12 protein-coding genes are annotated in these 11,989 nt (G+C 59.5%); 3 read left to right on the top strand and 9 right to left on the bottom strand.

Going from position 1 to position 11,989, the window contains the following annotated elements; translation table 11 throughout:
* Window positions 1-17 precede the first annotated feature (17 nt).
* Window positions 18-473, bottom strand: coding sequence for a MarR family winged helix-turn-helix transcriptional regulator (locus tag ANT_RS00745; protein WP_041454450.1), 456 nt, complete (start codon window positions 471-473; stop codon window positions 18-20).
* Between the two features lie 287 nt (window positions 474-760).
* On the opposite strand from ANT_RS00745, the gene ANT_RS00740 reads away from it, so the two are divergent.
* The gene (locus ANT_RS00740) at window positions 761-1,402 is read left to right on the top strand and encodes an RCC1 domain-containing protein (RefSeq protein ID WP_013558580.1); all 642 of its coding nucleotides are present in this window, start codon (window positions 761-763) and stop codon (window positions 1,400-1,402) included.
* Between the two features lie 69 nt (window positions 1,403-1,471).
* On the opposite strand, the gene ANT_RS00735 is transcribed toward ANT_RS00740, so the two are convergent.
* The 3 genes from ANT_RS00735 to ANT_RS00725 form a co-directional block, all read right to left on the bottom strand.
* On the bottom strand, window positions 1,472-2,131 hold the full coding sequence (locus ANT_RS00735) for a lysoplasmalogenase family protein (protein ID WP_013558579.1): 660 nt from the start codon (window positions 2,129-2,131) through the stop codon (window positions 1,472-1,474).
* A gap of 4 nt (window positions 2,132-2,135) precedes the next feature.
* The gene (gene era / locus ANT_RS00730) at window positions 2,136-3,062 is read right to left on the bottom strand and encodes a GTPase Era (RefSeq protein ID WP_013558578.1); all 927 of its coding nucleotides are present in this window, start codon (window positions 3,060-3,062) and stop codon (window positions 2,136-2,138) included.
* Between the two features lie 122 nt (window positions 3,063-3,184).
* Window positions 3,185-3,694: a phosphoribosyltransferase gene (locus tag ANT_RS00725; protein WP_013558577.1), complete on the bottom strand. Its 510-nt coding sequence runs from the start codon at window positions 3,692-3,694 to the stop codon at window positions 3,185-3,187.
* 150 nt (window positions 3,695-3,844) lie between these two features.
* Between ANT_RS00725 and ANT_RS00720 the strand changes: the two genes are divergently transcribed.
* Both ANT_RS00720 and gnd read left to right on the top strand, forming a co-directional pair.
* On the top strand, window positions 3,845-4,675 hold the full coding sequence (locus ANT_RS00720) for an SDR family oxidoreductase (RefSeq protein WP_013558576.1): 831 nt from the start codon (window positions 3,845-3,847) through the stop codon (window positions 4,673-4,675).
* A gap of 48 nt (window positions 4,676-4,723) precedes the next feature.
* Window positions 4,724-6,136, top strand: a complete 1,413-nt coding sequence (gene gnd / locus ANT_RS00715; RefSeq protein WP_013558575.1) for an NADP-dependent phosphogluconate dehydrogenase — start codon at window positions 4,724-4,726, stop codon at window positions 6,134-6,136.
* A gap of 212 nt (window positions 6,137-6,348) precedes the next feature.
* Here the strand turns inward: gnd and ANT_RS17960 are convergent, their stop codons facing one another.
* From ANT_RS17960 to ANT_RS00690, 5 genes are all read right to left on the bottom strand, one after another.
* Window positions 6,349-7,533 carry a response regulator gene (locus ANT_RS17960; RefSeq protein WP_013558574.1) on the bottom strand — a complete coding sequence of 395 codons (1,185 nt, stop codon included), beginning with the start codon at window positions 7,531-7,533 and terminating at the stop codon, window positions 6,349-6,351.
* Between the two features lie 157 nt (window positions 7,534-7,690).
* A complete protein-coding gene (locus tag ANT_RS00705; RefSeq protein WP_013558573.1) occupies window positions 7,691-8,677 on the bottom strand; it encodes an ABC transporter ATP-binding protein in 987 nt (328 codons plus the stop codon).
* 23 nt (window positions 8,678-8,700) lie between these two features.
* Complete coding sequence (locus ANT_RS00700) at window positions 8,701-9,729, bottom strand: ABC transporter ATP-binding protein (RefSeq protein WP_013558572.1); 1,029 nt, start codon at window positions 9,727-9,729, stop codon at window positions 8,701-8,703.
* A gap of 25 nt (window positions 9,730-9,754) precedes the next feature.
* Window positions 9,755-10,744, bottom strand: a complete 990-nt coding sequence (locus ANT_RS00695; protein WP_013558571.1) for an ABC transporter permease — start codon at window positions 10,742-10,744, stop codon at window positions 9,755-9,757.
* Window positions 10,745-10,757: 13 nt separating this feature from the next.
* Window positions 10,758-11,957: an ABC transporter permease gene (locus ANT_RS00690; RefSeq protein WP_013558570.1), complete on the bottom strand. Its 1,200-nt coding sequence runs from the start codon at window positions 11,955-11,957 to the stop codon at window positions 10,758-10,760.
* Window positions 11,958-11,989: the final 32 nt, after the last annotated feature.

The following is an 11,989-nucleotide window of genomic DNA, read 5'->3' as shown; positions in this document are numbered from 1 at the left end:
TAATAAAGATGGGAGCATCAATGCAGTTCTTTTTCGCCGGTGGCGCGCCAGAGGTTCTCGCGGATGCGCTCCAGAAAACTGCGCAGGACGGGCAATTCCTCAGCGCTGAAGCCGGCAAACGTCTCTTCTTCAATGCGCTGAATGGACTGCTGAACCTGTTCCTGCACCGCCCGCCCGTGTTCGGTGAGGTACACGCGCGAAACGCGCTGATCTGCGGGGTCGGGCTTGCGCACCAGGAAGCCCGCCTTCTCCATGCGCTGAAGCGTGCGCGACATGGTGGCGGGGGTGACGTTGAGGCGCGCCGCCAGTTCGTTGTGCGTCAGCCCTTCTTCGTCCCACAACATGCGCAGGATGGGCGGCTGTCCGCGGTACAGTCCCAAACTCTCAAACACCTGCCTCACGCGGTGATGGTGCAGGTGGCACACCTGATGCAGAATAAAGTCCAGCGTTTCGGGGAAGGGGAATTTTTTCATGTCTGCCTTTGCAAAATTATTTAGCCAACTAATGATTAGTCGGCTAAATAATACCCGCCCTATCATTGCACGTCAAGGGTGATTTTTTGCAGGGCAGGGCGGGGAAAATTTCCCGCCCTGCCTTTTTTCACGGGCAGAATCATCCTTTCAAAGGAAATTTCCCCGTGGTATAGTGGATTTAGTTTGTAAACATATCTACTTTTACCCCCACGGAGACCACCACGAACCTGCACCCTGTTTGTCTGCTTCAAATTGTCCTCCTGTGGCTCTCTGCTGTCTCTGTCCTAATGCCTCAGCCTCCCCCACCGGAAAGCCAGCGACCCGCCAGGGAGAGCCTTCCTGCGGAGCAACGTCACCGGGAATCAGAATTTCCCGGATCTTTCCCCGACTTCCAAAGCCAGTCTTTCCCCTTCTCCCTGCTGACTCTGCAACCCCTTTCCGGCATCATCCAGATTACCGCCGGCGGGTCTCACACCTGCGCCCTTACCGCCGCCAGCGAGGTGTACTGCTGGGGCTCTAACCGTTCCGGTGAAGCAGGCATTGGGGGATACAGCGACCTCGCCGCCCCGGTCATTCCGGTTCCCGGGCTTTCGGGGATCTCCGCCATTGCGGCGGGCAAGGCTCACACCTGCGCGCTGACCGGTGCCGGAACGGTGTACTGCTGGGGATATAACTACTTCGGTCAACTGGGCGACGGTACTACGACCTCCAGTCCCACCCCCGTCCAGGTCAGCGGGCTCTCCAATGCAACCGCCATCGCCGCGGGCGAGGATCATACCTGCGCTTTGGTCATTGATGGCACGGTCAGGTGCTGGGGGATGAACTGGTACGGTCAATTGGGCGACGGTACGCTGGGCTATTACAGCCTTCCAATTCAGGTCATGCAGTCCCTGCCCGTCAAAACCTACCTGCCCGCGGTGAGCAGATAAACCCAGACCGCCGATAAAAAACAGAGCAGGGCAAACTCCCTGCTCTGTTTACTTCAAAGCCCTTAAGGTTCACGCAAAGGTGAGCCACGCCCCCACGGCAATGCCCACCTGCCCCAGCAGGTAGGGAATCATCAGCACCTCCGGCGCGCGCAGGGGACGCAGGAAGCGGTCCCACGCCAGGATGGCGTCCGAGAGGAAGAACAGCACCGCCCCCAGCGCCAGCAGAAGCGCCCCCTGCGGATTCCAGTCCGGGCGCGCCAGCGTCAGCAATGCCGAGAAGGTCATCGCCGAGAGGATGAGCGCGTACGCCGTCACCGGCAGTGCCATGCCCGCCTGCTTGAGTCGGCGCCAGGCTTCTCCGCGCGCCTGCCACGCCAGCCAGCCAAGGGCAACCGCCACCACCGCCAGGAACAGCACCGCCAGCCCCATCTGAGGCGGCGCGCCGTGCCACAAACCGGTGATGTAAAAGACATGCGCCAGGAAAAACGCCCCCATGCCCGGCAGGAAGGTGCGCTCGCGCAACAGCAAAAGATCCCCCAGCAGAGAAGCCGCCAGTCCCAGCCCGAACCACACCCCCTGCCCCGTCCAGCCCCCGCTCAGGCTGTACCAGAGGATGAGCAGAATCATCGGCAGGGGTTTGGTGAAGTCGTGCCAGCGGCTTTTCTGCAGAACGGCCACCCACTCCAGCACGCAGGCGGCAAAGGTCAGCACCAAAAGCCAGGTGTTCATGCGCTCAGTCCTTTCTCACCACGTAGCCCAGCGAACGCAGAAGCGCGGGGTTATCGCGCCAGTTCTCCATCACCTTGACGCGCAGGTCCAGGAACACCTTGCGCCCGCTCATCGACTCAATCTCCAGGCGCGCAGTGGTGCCGATGCGCTTGAGCATCTCGCCGCCCTTGCCGATGACAATCGGCTTGTGGGATTCGCGCTCCAGCAGAAGCGTGGCGGCGATGTACGCCGTGTCCTCACTGCGTTCCTTGTACTCGTCAATGCGCACGGCAATGGCGTGCGGCACTTCGTCCTTCAGGTGAATCAGCGCGGCTTCGCGAATCAGGTCAGCGGCAATCTCGCGCTCGTACAGGTCGGTGATTTGCTCTTCTTCGTAGTACGGCGGACCTTCCGGCAGGCGGCGCAGAATCTCATCCAGCAGGTCCTGCGTGCCGGCGCCGCTGGTTGCCGAAATCCACACCACCCAGGCGGAAGACAGCAGGTCCTGATACCCCTTCAGCCGTCCCGCGCGCTGATCTTCCGGCACCTGATCCATCTTGTTCAGCGCCAGCAGGACGTTGGCAGGATTCTGCCCCAGGGCTTCAAGGATGCGCTGAGCGCACAAACGGTCTTCGTCGGTGGGCTTGACGCTGGCATCCACCAGCCACAACACCACATCGGCATCGCGCAGGGCATCCAGCGCCACCTGATTCATGTACTCGCCCAGTTTGTGGACGGGCTTGTGGATGCCGGGGGTGTCCACAAAGACCATCTGCGCCTGCGGCAGGGTGAGGATGCCCAACTGCCGGCGGCGGGTAGTCTGCGGGCGGGGGGAGACGGCGGCAATCTTCTGCCCCAGGAAACGGTTCATCAGCGTGGATTTGCCCACGTTGGGACGTCCTACCACCGCCACAAAACCGGATTTAAATTCAGCAGGAATTTGTTCGCTCATAGTTTTGATTGTAGCACGGCTTTAAGCGCCCAGGCTTTTCCGGTGGGATATGCACGGGAGCGTCAAAAAACCTCTCATCCGCATGAGAGGTTCCACCCGATATTTTCTTGAAAACAGAGAACTCAGAAATCGCGCAAGAGCACGGCTTCCGGCCCGCGCTTGATTTCCCAGGGATAGACGATATAGGCATCGGTGATGGCGGCGTAGTAGTCGGGGCGCAGGGTGCCGAAAAGACTGCGGTAGGGGTTGAAGTGCAGGACGCAGGTGTAGGCAATGCCCCCGCTGGCAGTGACACGGTTCTTCACCGCCGTCATGGTGCGCCCGGAGCCCCACACATCATCCACTACCAGGATGCGCCGTCCGCGCAAGAGGCTCTCATCGGGGAATTGCAGGAATTTGGGCCATGCCAGCAGGCGCGCCCGCTCGCGCTGTTTTTCGGCTTCCAGTTCGTTAGGGAAATCCACCGCGGCGATGAAGATATCGTTGACCTTCAGAGCTTCCGCCAGCATGCCCCCGGGAATCAACCCGCCGTGGGTGATGAGCACCAGCGCATCAAACTCCACTTCGAATTGCGGGATCAGGTGGTCAATCAGTTGATCGACATCATTCCAGGTAAGAATCTCGCGGCGCATGCCACCAGCCTGTGGTTGAAATTCGGTTCTTCAATTATATAGCAAAAGTGGATAAAAGAAGACCTGGAATGAAAATCTTTCCAGAGGATCGGTATAATGAGAAAGAGCCATGACTCAGGGGGCAATTTTTCTCAGATTGGGAGAAATACCATGAGCGAACTGCATCCGTATGCCCTGTTTTCTCTGCAGGAGCGCGTGGCGGTGATTACCGGCGGAGCGGGCGGCTTGGGAAGTGTGATGGCACGGGTGCTGGCGCGCGCCGGCGCGCAGGTGATCATCCTCAACCGCACGCTGGAAAAAGCCGAACACCTTGCCAAAGCCGTGCGCCAGGAAGGCGGCAAAGCCCTGGCTATGCGCTGTGACGTCCTGCGCCCAGAAGTCCTGCGGACAGCCCGCCAGCGCATCGTGGAGACCTTTGGGCGGGTGGATATCCTCATCAACGCCGCCGGGGGCAACCGCCCTGCCGCCACCACCGCGCCCGATCAGTCCTTTTTTCGCCTGTCTCCGGCGGCAATGAAAGCCGTCTTTGACCTCAACCTGTTCGGCACCATTTACCCCTGCCAGGTGTTCGGCGAGCGCATGGCGGAACAGGGCAACGGCGTCATCCTCAACATTACATCCATGACTGCCCTGCGCCCGCTGACCCGCGTGGTGGCGTACTCTGCCGCCAAAGCCGCGGTTGCCAACTTCACCGCCTGGCTGGCAGTGACCATGGCGCGGGAGTACTCGCCCGCCATCCGTGTCAATGCGCTGGCGCCGGGATTTTTCGTGACCGAACAAAATCGCTTCCTGCTCGTGGAAGACAACGGCGAGCCCTCTCCGCGCGGCAGGGACGTGCTGGCGCACACCCCCATGGGGCGCTTTGGCGAACCCGAAGACCTTGCCGGGGCGGTGCTGTTCCTCGTCTCGGATGCTTCGCGCTTCGTCACCGGCACGGTGGTAACGGTCGATGGCGGTTTCAGCGCCTTCGCCGGGGTGTAAAACGGGTATAATCAACCCGAAAAGAAACAACCATTTGGGAGGCTGTGTATGACTCTGGCAAATATTGGTGTGATTGGTTTGGGAGTGATGGGACGCAACCTCGTGCTGAACATGGAGCGCAACGGCTTCACGGTGGCGGTCTTCAACAAGACCACCGCCAAAATGCACGAGTTCATTCAGGGCGATGCCGCCGGCAAGCGCATCGTGGGCTACGAAACCCTTGCCGACCTGGTGAAAGGGTTGGAGCGCCCGCGGCGCATTTTGCTCATGGTCACCGCAGGTGCGGCAGTGGACGCGGTGATTGCCGAACTCAAACCCCTGCTCGAACCCGGCGATATCCTCATTGACGGCGGCAATTCCTACTTCCTGGATACCGAACGCCGAAGCCGCGAACTGGAAGCCAGCGGGCTGTGGTTCGTGGGCATGGGCGTCTCCGGCGGCGAGGAAGGCGCGCTGTGGGGACCCTCGATTATGCCCGGCGGCTCGCCGGAAGCCTGGCAAGCCCTGGCGCCCATCCTGCAAGCCATTGCCGCCCGCGCCGAAGACGGCGCGCCCTGCGTTACCCACATCGGTCCCGGCGGAGCGGGGCATTACGTCAAGATGGTGCATAACGGCATCGAATACGCCGACATGCAGTTGATTGCCGAAATCTACGACCTGCTCTCGCGCGGGGCAGGCATGAGCGCCGACCAACTGGCAGATGTGTTTGCCGAGTGGAACGAGGGTGAACTCAAGTCCTACCTGATTGAAATTACCTCTCACGTCCTGCGCCGCAAGGACGACCTGACCGGCAAGCCGCTGGTGGACGTCATCCTCGACGAAGCCCAGCAAAAAGGCACGGGCAAATGGACGGGGCAGAACGCGCTGGACCTGGGCGCGCCGGTGCCCACCATTCAGGCGGCGGTGGAGAGCCGCTCGCTCTCGGCGATGAAGGAACGCCGTGTGCTTGCCAGCCGCGTGCTGGGCGGTCCCAAGCCCATGTATCAGGGCGAGGTCAAACCGCTGGTGGAAGCCGCGCGCCAGGCGCTCTACGCCGCCAAGATTATCGCCTACGCGCAGGGCTTTGAACTGATGAGCATGGCATCGCAGGAATACCAGTACAATCTGCAACTGGCGGAACTGGCGCGCATCTGGCGGGCGGGGTGCATCATCCGCGCCGCCCTGCTGGAAGAAATCACCGCGGCTTACCGCCGAGACCCCGCCCTGCCCAACCTTCTGCTCGACCCGGCTTTCGCGCAAGCCGTTGCCGAGCGGCAAACCAACTGGCGCTGGCTGATGCAGACCGCCATCGGCATGGGCATCCCTACCCTGGCGCTTTCCAGCGCGCTGGCGTACTACGATGCTTACCGCAGTGAGCGCCTGCCCGCCAATCTGATTCAGGGACTGCGCGATTACTTTGGCGCACACACCTACCGGCGTCTCGACCGCGAGGGCGTCTTCCATACCCGCTGGAACGAGTAAGAGGCACAAAAGAACTCTCAGCAATGAAAAAAGCGCATGGCTCACCATGCGCTTTTTTGTGTGCTTCGGCTTGGGATAATGCGCGCTTCGGCAGGCTCAGCGCGCGGCGGGCGTACCCCGAGCCTGTCGAGGAGTACATCTGTTTCGGCTTGGGTCAGTGTGCACTTTGTATATCACCGAAAAACATACTAACTAAAGGGAAGCACCTGCCCTCACGCCTGCGGCTCGGCGTCCTCCGGCGGGAGCAAACCCAGTTTGCGGGCTTCCTCAAACGAAAGCGAATCGGGGTTGACCTTGATCTCGCCCTTCTCTTCCACCACCGCATCCCAGAAGGAATCGGCATCCACCGGCGGGAGCACCTCTTCGGGTTTGGCAAGCAGTTCTTCCAGCCCTTTCAGATCCACCGGAGTTTCTTCCGCCAGCACCTCTTCCATAGGTGACTCCAGCCCGCTCATGCCCACTGCCGCAGACGCCTCCTCCACCGGCGGAGTCAGCGTACTGGTCACCGGCTTGATGAGGATGCCCATGCGCTCCAGCGTTTCGGCAATCTGCGTCTGCGCGGCAAGGATTTCCTCTACCGCCAGCGCCAGGCGCAGGGTTCCCGCGCCGTTGCGCAGGTACACCACCAGGGTAAAGCGCCCGACCGGCGCCGCCACCACCTGCACCTGCGCCCCCTGCACAAAAAGGGCATTGGAAGCATGACCATCCAGTACCTGCCTGCCCAGTTTCTCCACCGCGCTCACCGCCGCCAGCACCGCCGGGACAATGTGTTCCTCAGGCTGATCCGGCATCCACTCGCCCGCGCGGGCAGTGATGTGTCCGGCATCATCCAGCAACACTACCGAGTAAGCCCCCAGCGAGCCGCGCAGGTTCGCCAGCACCTCCGAAAGAGAGGGCAGTGGCGCTTCAGGCACTTCCACCGGCGGCGCGGGGATTTCCACGGCGGGCGGCAGTTCGCTGGTTTTGCTCTTGCGCGGGGTGGTTTTGCGCTCTTTAGCCGCCGGTAAAGACAAATCTGCGCCTTTCACCCCTACCACCTCTTCCACCGCGCTGAGTAAATCGGCAATGCTGATGGGCTTGCTCAGCAAACGCGCCGCGCCCACCTCGGCGCTCATCTGCTTGAGGTTTTCATCCGGACTCAAGCCGGTAATCATGATGACCTGCATCTCCGGCTGACGGGCACGCACCCGCCGCACCAGGTCAAAGCCCGACATGCCCGGCAGACGAATATCCACAATCATTAAATCTACAGCCATGGTGGACGTTTCCAGCATGGCTTCCTCGGCGGATGGCGCATACACCACCGGAACCCCCTTGTACGCCGAACGCAAGGCTTCCTGCACCATTCTGCCCACATCGCGGGCGTCATCCACCACAAGGATGCGTCTTAATGCCATTCCCAATCCCTCCAAAAGTCTTCTTTATTGTATATCAATTTCGTTGCAAACCACTTTGCAAAAGTGTGAGGGAATCGCATAAACACAGAGAGCGCCTTGGTTGGCGCTCTCTGTGCCGGAGCAGGGAGTTTTGCCTGCCCTTTCTATTCTGGCGGATTTACCCCACCCGCCAGCAAGCCACCCAGTGCGACGGGCTGACTTCCTTGAAGGGCGGTTCTTCCACCTTGCAGTGCTCCATTGCCACTGGACAGCGCGGGTTGAAGCGGCACCCGGCAGGCGGATTGAGCGGGCTGGGCACATCGCCCTTGAGGATGATGCGCTCGCGCTTGATGTTCGGGTCGGGAATAGGAATGGCGGACATCAGCGCCTGCGTGTAAGGGTGCAGGGGGTTGCGGAAGAGTTCATCGCGGTCTGCCAGTTCCACCATCTTACCCAGGTACATCACCGCCACGCGCTGAGAAATATGCTCTACCACGCTCAGGTTGTGAGCGATGAACAGGTAGGTCAAGCCAAATTCCTGTTGCAAATCTTTGAGAATGTTAAGCACTTGCGACTGAATGGACACATCCAGCGCCGAGACGGGTTCATCGCAAACGATGAACTTGGGACGCAGTGCCAGCGCGCGGGCAATACCGATGCGCTGACGCTGACCGCCGGAAAACTCGTGCGGGTAGCGGCGAGCGTGGTAATCTTCCAGCCCCACCTTGCGCAGGGTGTCAATGGCGATGTCGAAGCGTTCTTTGGGGTTGCCGATGTTGTGAATCTTCAGCCCTTCCATCACCGACTCGCCGATGGGCATACGCGGATCGAGCGAGGCGTACGGATCCTGGAAGATGATCTGAATGTTGCGGCGCATGGCTTTCAGGTCACGCCCCTTGAGTTTGAAGATATCCGTCCCTTCGTAGAACACCGAACCCGCCGTCGGTTCAGTCAGCCTCAGCATGGTGCGCCCCACGGTGGTTTTACCGCAACCCGATTCGCCCACCAGACCGAGACATTCGCCCTCTTTGATGGTGAAGGACACATCATCCACGGCTTTGACGTGCGCCACCACACGCTGGAACACCCCCGCGCGAACCGGGAAGTATTTCTTCAGGTTCTTGACGATGATCAAATCTTTGCTGTTCATACTTGAATTGCTCATCAGGCACCTCTCTCCCTATTGATTCAGGCTACCGACAAAGGCGCCCGGTGGTCATCTTTATCTGCATACAGCCAGCAACGCACCTTGTGACCAGGTTTGACTTCCACCAGTTCAGGTTCGTCGCGGGTGCAGATTTCCAGCCCATACTGTTCACGCAGGCGACAGCGCGGCGCAAAGCGGCAACCCGGCGGCAGGTTGATCAGGTTGGGCACGCTCCCCGGAATCACCTCGAGGCGGTCGGTGACCTTACCCAGAATAGGGATGGAGGCAATCAAGCCCTTGGTGTAGGGGTGCATGGGATTTTCGAAGAGTTCCTTGACGCTGGCTTCTTCGACGATGCGCCCGGCGTACATCACCGCCACGCGGTGCGCCATCTCGGCAATGATACCCAGGTCGTGGGTAATCAAAATCACCGAAGTGCCCAGTTTCTCGCGCATTTCCTGAATCAGATCAAGAATTTGCGCCTGAATGGTCACGTCCAGCGCGGTGGTGGGCTCATCGGCGATGAGCAGTTCGGGAGCCAGCGCCAGCGCCATGGCAATCATCACGCGCTGAGCCTGCCCACCGGACATCTCATGCGGGAAGGCTTTGGCTTTGCGCGCCGGATCAGGAATGCCTACCATCGCCAGCAATTCCACCGCGCGATTCCAGGCGGCTTCCTTGCCCAGGTTCTGGTGAATCATCAGCACTTCCGCCACCTGATCGCCCACGGTGAAGACGGGGTTCAAACTGGACTGCGGCTGCTGGAAGATCATGGACATGCGGTTGCCGCGCATCTTGACCATTTCGGACTCGGGCAGTTTGAGCAAGTCCTGACCGGCGAAGTAAATTTCGCCATCCACCACCTTGCCAGGCACACCCAGCAGGCGCATGATGGAGAGCGAGGTCACACTTTTGCCACAGCCCGATTCGCCAACCAGACCCAGCACCTCACCCTGATTGACGTGGAAATCCACGCCATCCACGGCTTTGACCACGCCGTCTTCGGTGAAGAAGTAGGTCTTGAGGTTTTTGACCTCGAGCAAAGGTTTATTTTGAGTGGATTCGTTCACGGTACTGCTCCTCCAACGGGTGGTGTTATTGTTTCAGGCGCGGATCCAGCGCATCCCGCAAGCCATCGCCGATGTAGTTGAACGCCAGCGAGCACAGGAAGATGGGCAAGCCGGGAATCAGCGGGAGCCACGGGCGGTCGTACATGTAGGTTTGCGTGGCGGAGAGCATGTTTCCCCAGGTGGGGATGGGATCTTGAATGCCAAAGCCCAGGAAGGACAGCGAAGCCTCCGCGACGATATAACCCGCCAGAGCCAGCGAAGCATCCACGATGATGGGCGCCAGCGCGTTGGGAATCATGTGCACAAAGATGATGCGGGTGTTGGAAGCGCCCAACGAGCGCGCCGCTTCCACAAAGGTTTGCTCGCGCAGGGTGAGAATCATGCCGCGCATTAACTGCGCCGAGGTGAGCCAGCCCAAGCCTGCCAGCACAATAACGATCAGCACTGCCTGACGAGCATCGCTGGGACGCAGAAGCATGACTTTCCCCAACACATTCAGCACCACATCCGGGATGGGAATCAAGTCAGGGTTGCGAATGAGCATCGAGGAAACGATGAGCAGAAGTGGCAAACTGGGAATGGTGAGCAGGAACTCCACAAAGCGCATCAGGATGGTATCAATCCAGCCGCCGTAAAAGCCGGAGATAGAGCCAATGACAATGCCAATCAACTCGGAAATCAGCACCGAGAGCACTGCTACCGTGAGGGAAATACGTCCGGCATACAGCAGGCGGGAGAAGTAATCACGCCCAATGTTATCGGTACCAAAAAGGTGCAGTTTCCCCTGGACGGTCGTACCCGGAGCCACAAAGCGGGCATTGACATCCACCTCGTCCGGTTCAAAGGGAGCAATTTGCTGAGCAAAGAGAGAGACGAGAAAGATGAAAATCATCACGCCCAGGGAGATCATCGCCAGGCGGTGTTTGCGGAAACGCCGCATGACAATGGCGAAGGGGGTTTCCTCCTTGACCGTGCGCATCGATTCTGAACTGACTGTTGCTGCTTTCGTAGCCATGTTCTGTTTCCTCCTACGAGAATCGGATGCGCGGATCAACGATGGTATAGAGGATATCGCGCAGCAGGGTGGCAATGACCGTCAATACCGCCGTCAGGAAGAGAATTGCCATGGCGGTGGGGTAGTCCGAATCACCCAGGGCAAGGAAGTATAGACGTCCCATGCCAGGCCAGGAGAAGATCGTCTCGGTGATGATGGCACCGCCGATCAACCCCGGCAGGGTGAAGACCACGATGGTCACGAAGGGGATCAGCCCGTTGCGCAGAGCGTGTTTCATGATGACCACACGCTCGGTCAAGCCTTTGGCGCGCGCAGTGCGCACGTAATCCTGGCGCATCACTTCCAGCATGCTCCCGCGGATAAAGCGGCTCCACCCGGCAATGCTGACGATGGTCAGCACAAACACAGGTAACACCAGGTGCAAGCCCTGATCCAGACCGGAACCGGCTTTCACCGTACCCAATAAAGGAATTGTGTAATCGCGCACAGCGGTCGCGCTCCCTGCTGGGAGGTAGAACCATCCCAATCGGTTGGGCAGGATGGAGAAGATCATGATGGAAAGGATGCCGAAGAAGAACGTCGGCATGGCGGAGCCCATGAACGCCAGCGAGGTGAAGATATAATCGAAGCGGCTATACTGCTTAATCGCCGAGTACACGCCCAGCGGCAGGCCCAGTACCAGCGCCAGCAGAGTGGAAATGCCCATCAACTTCACCGTGTTGGGAATGCGGCTCACCAGCAAATCCACCACGGGACGATCGCGGTTTAACCGCCATGAATTGCCAAAATCGCCGCGCAGGACGCCTTTGCTCACTCTGCGCCCTTCCAGATCCTTCAGGTACACATACTCTTTACACCCAATCGTGCGCACACTGAAGTTGCCTTTGGCATCCTGGAAGGTTGCCTGAATCTCTTTGTAACACCCCACAGGTACATTGGCAAAGAGTTCCTGTCCGAAGATTTTGACCGGACCGCTGGGGAAGCCAATCAACCAGCGGCTGAAGCGCACCGGAAGGTAAAGATCCAGCTCAAAGTAAGCCCGAATGCGTGCAAAATCTTCCTCAGTGATACGAAAACGGCTGTTTTGCTGCATCTGTCGCAAACCGGTAAGCGGCCCGCCTGGAGCAAGGTTGAGCAGTGCGTAGGAGGCTGCCGCCGAAACCAGAATCACGATGATCATCTGGAACAGCCGGCGGATCAGGTATGAGGTCATACAAACTCCCCAATCTCAAGATTTTTTCAAGA

Origin of the sequence: Anaerolinea thermophila UNI-1 (genome assembly GCF_000199675.1) — a bacterium.
Taxonomy (GTDB): domain Bacteria; phylum Chloroflexota; class Anaerolineae; order Anaerolineales; family Anaerolineaceae; genus Anaerolinea; species Anaerolinea thermophila.
The sequence above is the reverse complement of the archived record's forward strand: the minus strand, read 5'-3'. Positions and strand labels throughout refer to the sequence as shown.